The sequence below is a fragment of the Gillisia marina genome (genome assembly GCF_000258765.1).
Taxonomy (GTDB): Bacteria; Bacteroidota; Bacteroidia; order Flavobacteriales; family Flavobacteriaceae; genus Gillisia; species Gillisia marina.
In genome coordinates this window covers 1-15,283 of record NZ_AJLT01000025.1, presented here as the reverse complement: position 1 = coordinate 15,283, position 15,283 = coordinate 1, and the positions used below count along the sequence as shown (strand labels likewise).

The window sequence follows — 15,283 nt, the reverse complement described above, 5'->3', positions numbered from 1 at the left end:
TTACATGAATTTAAAACACTGCTTTTTAATACTTTTTCTTTTTCAACTTGGAACACTCATAGCCCAAGAGCCTTTAGATAAATTATTATCTAAATATAACTCTCACAGCGTTCCTTATATTTCTGTTGAAGAGTTAAAAATGCAAACTGAAAATGAAAAAGTCTTTATTTTAGATTCCAGAGAACTAGAGGAATTTGAAGTGAGTCATCTTAAAAATTCGACTTTTGTAGGTTATAATGATTTTTCAGTAGCTAGCGTAGCTTCCAAAATCGAGAATAAGAATGCTCCAATTGTTGTATACTGTTCTTTAGGAATACGTTCAGAAACTATTTCAGAAAAACTGAAGAATGCCGGGTATACCAATATAAAAAATCTTTACGGAGGGATTTTTGAATGGAAGAATAAAGGTTACAGTGTATATGATTCCGCAAATAAAGAGACTCAAAAAATTCACGCCTTTTCGAAGCATTGGTCTAAATATCTGCATAAAGGTGAAAAGATCTATAAATTATAACTCTCGAAAATTTCAATAAAATTGAATCCAAAAAATTTACTTCTCATATTTACCCGAAATCCTGAATTAGGAAAAGTAAAAACCAGGCTAGCCAAAAATCTGGGAGATCAAACTGCATTGGATATTTATAAGTTCTTATTGGACCATACGGTTTCAATTACCGAACCACTGGAAATTACCAAGGAAGTTCATTATTCAGAAAAAATTCATGAGAATGATATTTGGGATGCTTCCATATTCAACAAAAAGCAACAAATTGGGGAAGATCTAGGAGACAGAATGAAGCATGCGTTCGCCGAAGGTTTTAAAAATGGATATTCTAATATCATAATTATTGGAAGCGATATGTACGATATCACTTCCGAAGAGTTAATTCAGGCATTTAAAGAATTAGAAACAAAAGATTTTGTAGTAGGTCCCGCGGAAGATGGTGGCTATTATTTATTAGGAATGCGTAAGTTGAAACCAACTATATTTGTAAATAAGGAGTGGGGAACCTCTACCGTATTAAAAAACACGTTACAAGATCTAGATCAAGAAAATTTTGCTCTTTTAGAGTTAAAAAATGATGTAGATTATTATAGTGATATCAAGGAACATAAGGCTTTTCAGCAATTTTTTTCGATAAGAAATATGACAAATCAAATACAAGAGACTACAGATTATTTAAAGGATAAAGGTTTTGATGCTCCAGAAATAGGAGTGATTTTAGGAACCGGTTTAGGAAAACTCCCAAATGAAATAGAGATTTTAGCTGAAGTCAGCTACAATCATATTCCTTATTTCCCAACAGCCACCGTAGAATTTCACAAAGGAAAATTGATCTACGGAATTTTGAAAGGTAAGAAAGTAGTTGTAATGCAAGGTAGATTTCATCTATATGAAGGCTATTCTTTAGAAGATGTGACTTTCCCTGTGCGAGTAATGAAGAGACTGGGCATTCAAAAATTATTGGTTTCTAATGCATCGGGATCAATAAATTTAGATTTCAAGAAGGGAGAATTAATGCTGATTGATGATCATATTAATCTTCAAGGAGGCTCTCCACTAGCTTTTAAAGGGGTTGAAAAATTAGGAGAGCGTTTTGTAGATATGAGTGCGCCTTATGATGCTACAATGAATTCAGATTTAGAAAAGATCGCAAAAAAACATTCCATTAAATTACAAAAAGGTGTGTATGCTTCGGTTCTTGGGCCGCAATTAGAGACTAGAGCAGAATACCGTTACTTAAAAATTATAGGCGCAGATGCTGTTGGAATGAGCACAGTGCCCGAAGTAATTGTTGCCAATCATTTAAATATTCCAGTGTCGGCAATTTCTGTAATCACAGATGAAGGAAACCCAGACGACTTAAAACCCGTAGATATAAGTGAGATCATCGCCATGGCCGAGAAAGCAGAGCCAGCAATGATCTTATTATTTAAAGAATTAATTAAAAATCTTTAAGTGTTGTAATTATTTTACATTTAATTCCACTTAGCAAATAGAGTCACCCTAATAAAAAAAAGAAAATGAGTTATTTAGATACTACGTATGATGTTTATAAAGACGCAGCTTTAACCCCGGATGTTGGACTATGTTGCACAACCAATCCTATTTGGGAACTACCAGGCCTTAAGATTCCTAAAATAATGCAGGAGATGAATTATGGTTGTGGTAGTACTGTGCACGCCAGAGATCTTTCTAACAATCCAAAAATGCTTTATGTAGGTGTTGGTGGCGGAATGGAATTGCTTCAGTTCTCCTATTTCAATCGTGAAAAAGGCGGTGTTATTGGAATAGACATGGTAGACGAAATGTTGGAGGCTTCTCGTAAGAACTTTGTAGAAGCTGAAGCTACAAACCCATGGTTTAAAAGTGATTTTGTAACGCTTAAAAAAGGAGATGCACTTAATTTACCTGTAGAAGATAATACGGTAGATGTTGCAGCTCAAAACTGTTTGTTCAATATATTTAAGGCTGAAGATCTTAAAAAAAGCTATTGAAGAAATGTACCGAGTGTTGAAGCCGCACGGAAAATTGGTAATGAGTGATCCAACTTGTGAGCAGCCAATGAATGATGAGTTAAGAAACGATGATAGATTAAGAGCTTTATGTTTAAGTGGAAGTTTACCAATCGCCGAATATGTTAAAGCATTGACTGATGCCGGTTTTGGAACAATAGAAATTAGAGCTAGAAAACCATACCGTATTTTAGATCCTAAAAATTATCCAACAGAAGAACTGATTTATATAGAATCTATTGAAGTTGCTGCTATTAAAGATCCAATGCCGGAAGATGGACCGTGTATCTTTACAGGAAAAGCTGCAATTTATTACGGAGATGAACCATTTTTTGATGACAAAAAAGGGCATATTTTATTAAAAAATCAGCCATTGGCTATTTGCGATAAAACTGCCGCTGCTCTAAAAGAAATTGGTAGAGACGATATTTATTTTAGCGAATCTACTTTCCACTATGATGGTGGAGGTTGTTGCTAACTAACGTCACACTGAGCTTGTCGAAGTGTATATTTAAAAGATACTTCGACATCCCAATACGTGTTGAGACAGCTTGCCATATATTTTGTCATTCTGAACGTAATGAAATGAAGTGAAGAATCTTTAGATTGTTGAGAGATTCCTCCTTTGTCGGAATGACATTTTATAAATCATGTCACACTGAACTTGTCGAAGTGTATGGTCAAAAGCAGTTTCAACAGCCCGATAGGTATCGGGATAGTTTGACATCGGGTTTCATTGTTTAATGATGTTAACATACGTCACCCTGAACTTGTTTCAGGGTCTCAAGCACATTTACTGAAATGCTGAAACAAGTTCAGCATGACGAATAAAATTATAATTTAAACACATACTATGAAAAAATCACCTTTAATAATAGCATTTATAGCTGCCATTTTTTTAAGCAGTTGTAATTTAATTTCTTCGGCAGGGCTTTCCAGCAAAGGCTTGCCTACCAACGAAGCTCCGGAAGAATTACCTTCTACCACTGCAAATTCAGAAGTTAATGTAGATCATAGCGAATGGAATACCTTGCTTAAAAAGCACGTTTCCAACGAAGGTTTGGTAGATTATAAAGGTTTCATGAAAGATAGAGCGCAATTAAATGCCTACCTGTCTAAACTTTCAGAAATGAAACCCACCAAAGACTGGTCTGTACAAGAGCAATTGGCGTATTATATCAATATTTATAATGCATATACGGTAGATCTTATTTTAAATAATTATCCTACAAAAAGTATAAAAGACATCGATGGGCCTTGGACCAAAGACATTGTGCCTATTGGAGATGTAGATATTTCTTTAGGTGGTGTAGAAAATAGTATTTTGAGAAAAATGAATGAACCAAGAATTCATTTTGCAATCAACTGTGCTTCTAGTTCTTGTCCTAAACTATTAAATGAAGCTTACACCGCAGCAAAAATCAACGAGCAATTGGATAGAGCCACTAAGGAGTTCGTAAATTCAGATAAGAATGAGATTTCGAAAAATTCTGCTAAATTGTCTTCGATCTTCGATTGGTATAAAAAAGATTTTACTGAAAATGGTATGACATTATTAGACTACGTAAATAAGTATTCTAATGTAAAGATCGATGCCGGAACTGCAGTTAATTATAAAGATTACGACTGGAACTTAAACGAGCAAAAATAATATGATTAGCATTATTATCCCTGTTTTAAATGAAGAAACCGGAATTGTAAGGCTGCTCGATCATCTTAAAAATAATTCCTCTTTCGCTAACAATGAGATTCTAATTGTAGATGGAGGAAGCACAGATCAAACTCCGGAGCTTGTAAAAAAGTACTCCGGAGTTGTTTTTTTAGCTTCTGAAAAAGGAAGGGCTAAGCAAATGAATACCGGGGCGAAAAATGCCAAATTTGAGATCCTGTATTTTTTACATGCAGATAGTTTCCCACCGCCCAATTTCGATCAATTAATTCTGAAGCAAATAAATGCAGGAAATAGCGCAGGTTGTTTTCAGATGAAATTCGATATGGACCATTGGTGGCTTAATTTAATGGGATGGTTCACTAAATTCAACCATAAAGCCTGCAGAGGTGGAGACCAATCTTTATTTATCACTAAAAGTTTATTTAAGGAACTGAATGGTTATAATGAAACCTTTGTAGTTTACGAAGACAACGAGTTTATTGGCAGATTATATAAACAAAAGGAGTTTGAAGTAATCCCGGAATCTATAACCACCTCAGCAAGAAAATACGAAGAAATAGGTGTTTGGAAATTGCAGTTTTGTTTTGCTAATATTTATTTGAAAAGATTGATGGGAGCAACACCTGAAGAATTACATCAATACTACAAGCGCAGGATTAATCCCTGAGCATTTCTCCATAAAAGCCTTGAACCACTTTTAAAGCCGGCTTATTCTGTGGGGTAAATTGATTGTTTTCCATTCCGCCGGCCTGCTCATGGTTATGAAACCATTTCCATAAAAACCCGCCAGAAAACCACTCTTCCCTCCAGAATTCTTGATATAACGCCATTAAAGCATCAGATTGTAAATCATAATTTAAAGAGGTTTCTATTCGAGAAGAATCCCAAGGTTGTTTGGTTGCATAATCGGTGTTTCTGTAACCATACTCTGTAAATAAGATCTTCTTGTCATATTTATTGGAAAGCTCTTTTAATTGCGTTTTATGGGGTTTCCAAGAAATCCTCAACTCTTCAATCTTTGGAGACTTTCCTTCACTCAAAGGAAAATAAGCATCAACTCCTATAAAATCTAATTGGCTCCAAAACTTAACTTTTTCAACCTTATCCCAGTTTTCAGCATAGGTAAGCTTCCCTTTATAAATCTTTCTGACTTTTACGATTAGTTGTTCCCAGAATTCAGTGCGTTCATTTGCGAATTCATATAGCTCAGTGCCTATACACAATAATTTCGCATTTTCATCAGCAGCCATCTGGGCGTATAGCATTATATATTTCTCGTAATTTGCCTCAAACTTCTTCCAATCTTCTTCTGAATACATCATAATATTCCCCGTAAATGCTCCATTCCCGATCCAGATATGTGGTTTAACCATCACTTTTAAGCCTTGAGAATGTAATAATTTTGTGGTTTCTCTTATTCCATCTAATCGCTCTCCTTGCCATTGGCGCTCCACGTTAAACCTAAGATCCGGACTTGAGATACTTTGCATAAAAGCATATGGCATTACCGCCACCGCATTGGCATTCACATCTTTAATTGGAGTGATATGGGACGCAGAAACCGGCTCTCTAGAAGCAACTAAACTTATTCCGTTGAATTTGTCTTTGGTCTTCTGCCCTTGGCAAGAAGTTATAATGAACAATAATAGAATTAAATAAAGGAAATTTATTCGCATAGATCTTGAAAAATTATTGATTTTTTATTTTTATTCTATATAATTTCTTCACCCTGTCCCGAAAGCTTTCGGGATCATTTCAGGGTCTCAGTCTAAATTAATTTTTAGTGCTGTGAGATTCTGAAACAATTCTGAAAGCTACCGGAACTGATTGAAATTATTTATGTTTTTATAATGCTTTAGGTATGAGCAAAAAGTTATTTAAAATGAATTCAATTCCCAGTTATAATTATAAAATTCGACCTTTAAGCTAACGGGAATTGGAGCTTTCCTGTATTTATTTATATAATCTATCAAAGTTCCTCCCTCTTTAGTAAAATCTTGCTCATACCATTTCATCAATTCTGAAAGCAAGACTTTATCCTTCTGAACTTTTATAAAATCCGAAGAATTGATTGCCTTTACAGTTTGTTGTTGCAATTGTTTTTCCAAAGTTTCCGGCCTATACGCTTCATCAATTATTGGAGGACATCCTTTTGCGGCACATACCAATACAAAATGAAACCTGGCTTCTTCTGGATATTTCCCGAACAATAACTTTTTCTCGATATCGTCCAGAGTCACGGACTGTTGCCCTAAACTATGAGTTTTAGTACTGAAAAAGCCTTCTATATCCATCGGAGATTTTACAGGAAACTGCTTCACAATTCCATTTATCACGGCAATATTGTAAGCATTTATCCAAAATGCCTTATAGGTATCCGGATCTTCCGTAGAAACTTTTACACGTTTTGCCTGACTTAACAATTCATATAAATGATTGGGATTCTGCTTTATTTCTGCGTACTTTACCCTACCATTACTAACATATTGCTTTAAAAAAGCATCGGAGGCATCAAAGAATTTTGAAGGTTCCTGAGCAAAAGAAAAGCTTGAAATTAAAATTATTAAAGAAAATAAATATTTCATTTAGTTGAATTAAAAAAGGTTTATGGCAATTCTGCGACCAAACATATTAGAATTAAGTCGAATTTTAAAAATATTACTAACCCGATTGTCACCAATCCTCTAAAAATAAGGAATTATATGGAGCATATTGTCATAATAGGCAATGGAATTTCTGGAATTACAGCCGCCAGACACATTAGAAAACAGTCTGACAGAAGGATCACAGTAATTTCTTCAGAAAGCGATCATTTCTTTTCTCGTACTGCTCTTATGTACGTATATATGGGCCATATGAAGTGGGATCATTTAAAACCTTACGAAGATTGGTTTTGGGAGAAGAACAGAATTCAACTGAAAAACGCTTACGTATCTCAAGTTCAACCAGAGATCAATCAGCTCACCTTTTCTTCCGGAGAAATTATGCTTTACGATAAGCTGATTATCGCTACAGGCTCCAGTTACAATAAATTTGGTTGGAAAGGTCAGGATCTTGATGGTGTTCAAGGCATGGTGACCAAACAAGATTTGGAGTTATTAGAAGAAAACACCAAAAATTGCAGAAGAGCTGTGATTGTGGGTGGAGGACTTATAGGCTCTGAACTTGCAGAAATGCTAAGCACAAGAAAAATTCCTGTCACATTTTTAGTTCGAGAAACAAGTTTTTGGAATGGGGTGCTTCCTCCCGGGGAATCAGAAATTATTAATAATCATATTCGGGAACATCATATAGATCTTAGATTGAGTTCCAATCTTAAGGAGATTCTTTCCGATGAAAATGGTCGCGTTAAAGGAGTGATTGTAGAAGAAACGGGGGAAGAAATAGCCTGTGATCTTGTAGGACTTACTGCCGGAGTATCTCCAAATATTAGTTTTCTGAAAGATTCGGGAATAGAATTAGACAAAGGAGTTAAAGTTAACAGGTCGCTTCAAACAAATTATGAGAACATTTATGCTATTGGCGACTGTGCCGAACAACATGAAGGAATAGGCGATAGAAAATCTGTAGAAGCGGTTTGGTATACGGGTAGAATGATGGGGGAAGTTGTGGCGCAAACAATTTGTGGAAACCCAATGAAATACAATCCGGGGCATTGGTTTAACAGCGCGAAATTTTTCGATATAGAATATCAAACTTATGGCTGGGTTTTTCCGGAACCTCGAGACGGAGAAGCACATTTTCACTGGCAGCATGAAGATGGCCAAAAATGTATCACCATAAATTATCAAGAAGAAAGCAGAAAATTTGTAGGGATTAATACCTTCGGAATTAGAATGCGCCATGAAACATTCGATACATGGTTAACTGAGGAAAGGTCTGTAGATTATGTGATAGAGAATCTAAAACAGGCCAATTTTGATCCCGAATTTTATGACACCTACGAAGCCGAAATTCAGCAAAGTTTTAATAAACATCAACCAGTAGCTCAATAAACCCTAAAAATTACACGTAGTATGGAAAATAATATGTCCTTGACCGGTGATGTTTCAACTTCCTTAAGTATCTCACAAAAACTGGCTGTCTTCTTAGGAATGGCCGGATTATTTATTCTGACTTTAGCTAGTTTTAATATCAATTTCCCTAATAGAACCCTCTGGTTATACACAACTCTTGCAGCAATTGGAATTGGGGTTATTTGGTTTGCTCAGGCAACGTATGCTAATAAAACCGAAGGAATAAAAAATGACCATATTTGGTTTAAATCTATTACGAATGGAGGAGTGCTCGGTTGGATAGCGGGCCTAGTTTTAACCGGATTTTATATAGTGCTCTATTTCTATCCTGAATATCTTGGCTTGAATGCGGAAGGAGAGAACACCGGAATTATTGCATTTTTCGATCCCTTAAGTAAACTGTTAAGTGGCAATCCTGCTAGCCAATGGTTTGTATATGGAACTCTTTATACAATTGCGATTCTTTCCTTCGGAATAAAATTTATCTGGAAATACCGTCATAATAAATATGAGCGTTTACGAACTTTTTCGGTCATGTTCTTTCAGTTAAGCTTTGCTTTTTTGATTCCTGAATTTATGCAACGTTTAAATAGCGATAATTTCTCATTACCATATTATGATCTTAAGAATATCTGGCCTTTAAACTATTATAATTTCGAACAATACCGGGTAGATTCTATGATTAATGCCGGAGATATTGGAATAGCCATGCTGCTCTTCGGAATTGCTTCCATATTTATAATCACCCCAATTCTTACCTATAAGTATGGGAAACGCTGGTATTGCTCTTGGGTTTGTGGCTGCGGAGGCTTAGCTGAAACTGCCGGAGACCCTTTTAGACAATTGAGTGATAAATCCCAATCGGCCTGGAAAATCGAGCGTTGGGTGGTACATAGCGTTGTGGTTTTTGTGGTACTAATGACAACTGCAGTAATCTATTCGTATTTGGGTGAAGATGGAAAATATTGGTTGAATAGAACTTCTTTTCTCATTGGAGTTGCAGTGCTGCTAACAAGTGTTTTCGCATTGGTAATGATCTTTAAAAGAAATGAATTTCAGAAAGATGCAAAATTTGGCGCAATTGGGTATTTAGCAATTATTTTATCCCTTATTGGCTTTCATTTTTTAAGTGGAGAGGGGAAAGTTTTCCTGTTTGAAGCCGAAGCCTTAAGATCTACCTATGGTGTTTTAATTGGAGCCATTTTTAGTGGGGTGATTGGTACCGGCTTTTATCCGGTTTTTGGAAATCGAGTATGGTGTAGATTTGGATGTCCAATGGCGGCAATACTAGGATTTCAGCAACGATTATTTTCAAGATTTAGAATTACAACCAATGGAGGCAGTGCATCTCTTGCGGAAATTGTTCTACGTATTGCGAGATGGGGATAGATGTTAGAGCTTATGCTCAAAAAGGAGAAAATATTGTGCGTTCCAGTTGTGTAGGCTGCGGAATTTGCTCTGCGGTTTGTCCGAGAGGAGTGCTTAAATTGGAAAACGATTCTATGAATGGGAGAATTAATGCCAATGAGATCCTTTTAGGAAACGATGTGGATTTAATAGATCTACTGAATCAGAAATAATATTTTGTAAGTAACTACCTTTAAAATCGAACCTATCCCTGTTCTAGTACTAAGCTACATGAGAAGATCCCACTGAATGTCTGAAAAAATTATAGTTATTATCCCAGCTTTTAATGAAGAAGCTTCCATTGGCAAGGTAATTCAGGAGATCCCGGAAATTGTTTCAGAGATCATTGTGGTTAGCAATAATTCTACGGATAACACTGCGAAAGTTGCTAAAAATGCCGGCGCAACTGTGTTGTTTGAAGCAAACAAAGGTTATGGTTATGCTTGTTTAAAAGGCATGGATTATATTTCTGAAAAAGAGGAAAAACCCAGCATCATTGTATTTTTAGATGGAGATTACAGCGATTATCCTGCAGAACTCACTCAAATTGTAGAGCCGATACTTTCAGACGATCTGGATATGGTAATTGGAGCTCGGGTTAAGAAATGGCGAGAAAAAGGCTCGATGACTTTTCCGCAGCGGTTTGGAAATTGGTTAGCGACTTCCTTAATGAAATTATTCTTCAACGCTAATTTTACAGATCTTGGACCTTTTAGGGCTATTAAATACGGCAAATTACTTCAACTAAATATGCAGGATAAAACCTATGGCTGGACGGTAGAAATGCAATTGAAAGCCATAAAGCAGAATTTCTCTTATATAGAAGTGCCGGTGCATTATAAAAATAGGATTGGTGTCTCAAAAGTTTCAGGAACCATTAAAGGGGCTATCTTTGCAGGCGTTAAAATATTGACTTGGATTTTTAAATACAGTTTTAAATAATGGATTTTGCGATTATAATAATTTACACGCTCGCACTTTTGCTCATTTTGTTATACAGCATTTCTCAGCTAAGCTTGCTCATAAATTATCTTAGATCCAAAAAAAGGAACGAATCCAGCGTAAAATATAACTTTTCCAATCCTTCGGAAATTCCCATAGTTACTATTCAATTACCACTTTATAATGAAATGTATGTGGTAGAAAGGTTGCTAGAAAATATCTCGAAGCTCGATTATCCTAAAGATAAATTGGAAATTCAGGTTTTAGATGATTCTACGGATGAAACGGTAACCTCTACTGCTAAACAGATTCTTGAGCTTCAAAAAAACGGTTTAGACATAAAACATATTACCAGAATAGACAGAACTGGTTTTAAAGCAGGAGCCTTAAAGGAAGGATTAAATGTTGCGAAAGGAGAATTCATAGCCATTTTTGATTCCGATTTTATGCCGAAGTCGGATTGGCTTCTTCAAACACTGCCCTATTTTAAGGATGCTGAGATTGGTGTAGTTCAAACCAGATGGGGACATATTAACAGAAATTATTCTCTACTCACAAAAATTCAAGCATTCGCACTCGATTTTCATTTCATTTTAGAACAAGTTGGTCGGAATTTTGGAAAGCATTTCATCAATTTTAATGGGACTGCAGGGGTATGGCGAAAAGAGTGCATTATGGATGCAGGCAACTGGAGTGGAGATACCCTAACGGAAGATCTCGATCTAAGTTACCGCGCGCAAATGAAGAAATGGAAATTTAAATACTTGGAACATGTTGAAACTCCTGCGGAATTACCCGTGGTAATAAGTGCTGCGAGATCTCAGCAATTTAGATGGAATAAGGGCGCGGCCGAAAATTTTCAGAAGAACTACTCCAAACTGCTTTTTGATAAAACCCTAACCGCAGGAACGAAATTCCACGGATTTTTCCATTTGCTAAATTCCAGTATGTTCTTATTAATATTGCTTTTAGCCGTTTTAAGTGTTCCCGTGCTATATATAAAAAATACCAATCCGGAATTCAGCAGCTATTTTAATGTGATCGCTTTTTTTTGCGATTAGTACGCTTATCTTTTTTATCTGTTATTGGGTTACGTATTCCAAGATCCACGGAAAAGGTGTCGGTAGCTTTTTTAAATTTATTGGAATGTTTCTAACTTTTTTCTCGATCGCCATGGGATTTTCTGTTCATAACTCGCTTGCAGTTCTGGAAGGCCACTTCGGAAAGAAAAGCGACTTCATTCGTACTCCAAAATTCAATATTAATAATCTTAAAGATTCCTGGAAAGGCAATAAGTATTTATCCCGAAATCTGTCCCTGAGTACTATGGTTGAAGGCTTACTTTGGCTGTATTTTGGATTTGCCATTTATAGTGCGTTTGTACTGGAAGACTTCGGACTTATTATATTTCATCTGATGCTTTTTGCGGGGTTTGGATATGTTGTTTTCAAATCTCTACTCTCAAAAGTTTAATTCCTAAATGGATTCTCTTACTCAAATAGTTCTAGGAGCAGCCGTTGGAGAAGCTGTATTAGGTAGAAAAGTTGGAAATAAGGCCATGCTCTATGGTGCGATTGCCGGTACTATTCCAGATCTGGATTCGTTTGCTCCATTATTCACAGACACACTTACTTCCATTGAGATTCACCGAGGATTCACACATTCCATCGTTTTTTCAATATTATTTGCACCCATCTTTGGCTGGCTCATCTCGAAAATTGAAAGAAAATCCAGAGTTAACTGGAAAGATTGGTCTTGGCTTATGTTTTGGGGATTTCTAACTCATCCGTTATTGGACGCTCATACTACTTGGGGCACTCAACTTTTCTGGCCGCTGGATCTTCGACTAGCTTACAAAAACATCTTTGTAATAGATCCACTTTACACGCTTCCCTTTCTCATCTTTGTAATCTTGGCAATGAGATCCAAACGAGGATCTGCAAAAAGGAAGAAGTATAATAATCTGGGGCTCATTGCTAGTAGTGCTTATTTGGTGTGTACGATCGGTTTAAAAGGCATCGCGTATTATAAATTTAAGAATGCTTTAGAAGAACAGAATATTTCCTACCTACAATTACAAACCAGACCCAGCCCTTTTAATACGATTATGTGGTCTGCAAATGTGGAATTGGAAGATGCTTATTTAATTGGGGATTATTCCCTTTTTGATGCTAAGCCAATAAAATTTAAAAGCATTCCTAAAAATCACTTTTTAGTCGACTCTTTAAAGAATGAAAATAATTTTAAAAGGATTGTTGCAATCTCTCAAGGTTGGTATACAATTTCTAAAAGAGGTAAAAATCTTTATTTTAATGACCTGCGTTTTGGCTCTTTAGATCCTACTTCGGATAACTCAAAATTTGTATTTAGTTATCTTTTGAAGAAAGAAAATGGGGATTTAACAATCGAAGAAGTGCCAAGAGACCCCGAAGAAGCGAAGGCTCTTTTAAAGAATTTAGGAAAGAGGATACTGGGAAATTAGTATTGCATATCTTTTTGAGTCTATCCTCTTAAAAATGGTAGTGTCACCCTGAACTTGTTTCAGGGTCTCTCTCATAAATGAGATGCTGAAACAAGTTCAGCATGACGGAAAATGTCTAGTGTTAATTAGTTGAAAATTACTCACTGGAACAAAAAATAGTTACCCAGTTTATTTTAATCCTTTTTAAAAATCAAATTTTCTTCATTTGTTTGGTTAGCTTATCTTTAAGATTCAAAAAATTAATTTTCCATATGTATTCCTCCCGAATTCTACTTTTATTACTCATTATTACAACCTGTAAAATAAGCTTTGCTCAGCAGCGATCGGAAGAACTTGATAAAATCATTGAAATTGTTCAAGATCATAAAAGTTATGAGGTCAAAGAATATCCTTTAGGACTCTATACAGAAGATTATTACCGTAGAGAATCTCTCTTTGCCGGTCAACAGTTAAAAAAGTTGAATTTATTAAATGCTTCGGAAATGTCTCAAACCGACATGATTTCTTTGGAGCTTTTAAAATACAAGCTTCAGGAAACAATTGATAGGTTTGAATATAAATTATATCTCAATCCGCTCCTGTCAGATGCCGGATTTCACCTAAGTCTGCCCTATAATGTTACACAATTAGCAGATTATTCTCAGGTAAAGACTTACCTAAACAAACTAAATGCGATCCCGGAATATGTAAATCAGCATTTACTTTTATTACGTGAAGGTTTAAAATCAGGAATCACCCAACCTCGGGTGATCTTTGAAGGTTATGAAAGCACTTATAACGATCAATTAGTGAAAAATTACAAGGACAGTTATTATTATTCTCCTTTTAAAGATTTGCCTAATTCTTTATCTGAAGCTCAGAAAGATTCGGTGCTAGATGTTGCAGAAAAAGCAATTAAAAAATCTGTATTACCAGAATTTAAGAAGATCAAAAGATTCTTCGACAAAGAATATTTACCTAAAACACGAACAAACTTAGGAGTTTCAGAAATTCCCAACGGGCGAGCCTTTTATCAAAATAGGTTGAATTATTATACCACTCTGGATTTAACTGCGGAAGAAATTCATCAAATTGGTTTAGATGAAGTGTCTCGGATTAATTCTGAAATGAAACAAATTATCGAAAAAGTGGGTTTTAAAGGTACTTTCGAAGAATTCATCCTATTCCTACGAACCGATGAGCAATTTTATGCAACCACTCCCGAAGAGCTATTAAAAGAAGCCCGAAATATTTCTAAAAAGATAGATGCACAATTGCCTAGATTTTTTAAAAAGTTACCAAGAAAACCTTACGGAGTTACTCCGGTACCCGATGCCATCGCACCAAAATACACCACAGGAAGGTATATTTCCCCACAAGAAGATACTCAACCCGGATATTATTGGGTAAATACCTACGATCTACCCAGTAGGCCATTATATGTACTTCCGTCGCTTACCGCGCATGAGGCGGTGCCTGGGCATCATTTACAAATTTCACTAAATTCTGAATTAGGCGATAGTATTCCAAAGTTTAGGAAGAGCTTTTATCTTTCGGCTTACGGGGAAGGCTGGGGGTTATATTCAGAGTTTTTAGCTGAAGAGATGGGAATTTACACCACGCCATACGAAATGTTTGGAAAACTCACCTATGAGCAATGGCGAGCCTGTAGATTGGTAGTAGATACCGGAATTCATGCTTTGGGCTGGACGAAGGATGAAGCAGTGAATTTTTTGAGATCGAATACCGCGCTTTCTTTTCACGAGATAAATACGGAAGTGGACCGCTATATTTCATGGCCCGGACAAGCGGTTTCTTATAAAATTGGAGAGCTTAAAATTAGAGAACTTCGCAAAAAAGCCGAAAAAGAATTAGGAGCAGATTTCGATATCCGCGATTTTCATGAGGTAATTCTTTCTCAAGGCACATTGACTTTGGCCATCATGGAAAAATTGGTAAGTAATTATATCGAAAACAGAAAAGCTGATCAATAATGAAAGAGGTTCTTAATTAAAAGAACCTCTTGGCTATTTCAAATAAAATAAGTCAACGATTCTTTTTCTAAAATATTCATTTCGAAAGAGCTCATTTGAGAGACCGAGAAATCTCACTATTGATTGAGACATTAGGTTCCTTTGAGATCTCTCCCGAGGGTCGAGATGACAATCTCAAAAAAATTCATTTCGACATCCCGATAGCTACCTTAGGTTTGAATTATTATTTTTAAAGTAAGAGCTATATTATTGAACCCTGTCAGCGACCCAGCGA

Annotated in this window: 10 protein-coding genes and 4 pseudogenes; 12 read left to right on the top strand and 2 right to left on the bottom strand. The window is 35.9% G+C overall.

The genetic code is table 11. The features are described 5' to 3' along the window. Window positions 1-4: 4 nt before the first annotated feature. From ON07_RS08105 to ON07_RS08085, 6 genes and pseudogenes are all read left to right on the top strand, one after another. Window positions 5-514: a rhodanese-like domain-containing protein gene (locus ON07_RS08105; protein WP_010229884.1), complete on the top strand. Its 510-nt coding sequence runs from the start codon at window positions 5-7 to the stop codon at window positions 512-514. A gap of 21 nt (window positions 515-535) precedes the next feature. Further along, a pseudogene (locus tag ON07_RS16760) lies at window positions 536-1,093 on the top strand (TIGR04282 family arsenosugar biosynthesis glycosyltransferase); the annotation flags it as partial. 54 nt (window positions 1,094-1,147) lie between these two features. Next, the gene (locus tag ON07_RS16755) at window positions 1,148-1,960 is read left to right on the top strand and encodes a purine-nucleoside phosphorylase (RefSeq protein WP_010229882.1); all 813 of its coding nucleotides are present in this window, start codon (window positions 1,148-1,150) and stop codon (window positions 1,958-1,960) included. 65 nt (window positions 1,961-2,025) lie between these two features. Then, window positions 2,026-2,995, top strand: a pseudogene (gene arsM, locus ON07_RS14930) (arsenosugar biosynthesis arsenite methyltransferase ArsM). Between the two features lie 375 nt (window positions 2,996-3,370). Then, window positions 3,371-4,168, top strand: coding sequence for a DUF547 domain-containing protein (locus ON07_RS08090; protein WP_010229880.1), 798 nt, complete (start codon window positions 3,371-3,373; stop codon window positions 4,166-4,168). 1 nt (window position 4,169) lies between these two features. Then, window positions 4,170-4,856 (top strand): TIGR04283 family arsenosugar biosynthesis glycosyltransferase, encoded by a 687-nt coding sequence (locus ON07_RS08085; RefSeq protein ID WP_010229878.1) that lies wholly within the window; start codon window positions 4,170-4,172, stop codon window positions 4,854-4,856. On the opposite strand, the gene ON07_RS08080 is transcribed toward ON07_RS08085, so the two are convergent. After that, entirely contained in the window at window positions 4,846-5,865 is a 1,020-nt protein-coding gene (locus ON07_RS08080) for a glycoside hydrolase family 113 (protein ID WP_010229877.1), read from the bottom strand. The genes ON07_RS08085 and ON07_RS08080 overlap by 11 nt on opposite strands. Before the next feature lie 201 nt (window positions 5,866-6,066). Then, entirely contained in the window at window positions 6,067-6,774 is a 708-nt protein-coding gene (locus tag ON07_RS08075) for a DUF547 domain-containing protein (protein ID WP_010229876.1), read from the bottom strand. A gap of 117 nt (window positions 6,775-6,891) precedes the next feature. On the opposite strand from ON07_RS08075, the gene ON07_RS08070 reads away from it, so the two are divergent. The 6 genes and pseudogenes from ON07_RS08070 (at window position 6,892) to ON07_RS08045 (ending at window position 15,009) form a co-directional block, all read left to right on the top strand. Beyond that, window positions 6,892-8,184, top strand: a complete 1,293-nt coding sequence (locus tag ON07_RS08070) for an NAD(P)/FAD-dependent oxidoreductase (protein WP_010229875.1) — start codon at window positions 6,892-6,894, stop codon at window positions 8,182-8,184. A 33-nt stretch (window positions 8,185-8,217) separates the two neighbouring features. After that, window positions 8,218-9,785, top strand: a pseudogene (locus tag ON07_RS14925) (4Fe-4S binding protein). Between the two features lie 76 nt (window positions 9,786-9,861). Further along, the gene (locus ON07_RS08060) at window positions 9,862-10,554 is read left to right on the top strand and encodes a glycosyltransferase family 2 protein (protein WP_010229874.1); all 693 of its coding nucleotides are present in this window, start codon (window positions 9,862-9,864) and stop codon (window positions 10,552-10,554) included. Next, a pseudogene (locus ON07_RS14920) lies at window positions 10,554-12,027 on the top strand (cellulose synthase family protein). The gene ON07_RS08060 and the pseudogene ON07_RS14920 overlap by 1 nt, the downstream one beginning before the upstream one ends. A gap of 7 nt (window positions 12,028-12,034) precedes the next feature. After that, window positions 12,035-13,036, top strand: coding sequence for a metal-dependent hydrolase (locus tag ON07_RS08050; RefSeq protein WP_010229873.1), 1,002 nt, complete (start codon window positions 12,035-12,037; stop codon window positions 13,034-13,036). A 251-nt stretch (window positions 13,037-13,287) separates the two neighbouring features. Next, on the top strand, window positions 13,288-15,009 hold the full coding sequence (locus tag ON07_RS08045) for a DUF885 domain-containing protein (RefSeq protein ID WP_010229872.1): 1,722 nt from the start codon (window positions 13,288-13,290) through the stop codon (window positions 15,007-15,009). Window positions 15,010-15,283 lie beyond the last annotated feature (274 nt).

Bases quoted from the DNA above. Each gene is read 5' to 3' on its own strand.
- ON07_RS08050 (WP_010229873.1), top strand. From the start codon at position 12,035: ATGGATTCTCTTACTCAAATAGTTCTAGGAGCAGCCGTTGGAGAAGCT.
- ON07_RS08080 (WP_010229877.1), bottom strand. From the start codon at position 5,865: ATGCGAATAAATTTCCTTTATTTAATTCTATTATTGTTCATTATAACT.
- ON07_RS08085 (WP_010229878.1), top strand. From the start codon at position 4,170: ATGATTAGCATTATTATCCCTGTTTTAAATGAAGAAACCGGAATTGTA.
- ON07_RS08090 (WP_010229880.1), top strand. From the start codon at position 3,371: ATGAAAAAATCACCTTTAATAATAGCATTTATAGCTGCCATTTTTTTA.
- ON07_RS08060 (WP_010229874.1), top strand. From the start codon at position 9,862: ATGTCTGAAAAAATTATAGTTATTATCCCAGCTTTTAATGAAGAAGCT.
- ON07_RS16755 (WP_010229882.1), top strand. From the start codon at position 1,148: ATGACAAATCAAATACAAGAGACTACAGATTATTTAAAGGATAAAGGT.
- ON07_RS08045 (WP_010229872.1), top strand. From the start codon at position 13,288: ATGTATTCCTCCCGAATTCTACTTTTATTACTCATTATTACAACCTGT.
- ON07_RS08070 (WP_010229875.1), top strand. From the start codon at position 6,892: ATGGAGCATATTGTCATAATAGGCAATGGAATTTCTGGAATTACAGCC.
- ON07_RS08075 (WP_010229876.1), bottom strand. From the start codon at position 6,774: ATGAAATATTTATTTTCTTTAATAATTTTAATTTCAAGCTTTTCTTTT.
- ON07_RS08105 (WP_010229884.1), top strand. From the start codon at position 5: ATGAATTTAAAACACTGCTTTTTAATACTTTTTCTTTTTCAACTTGGA.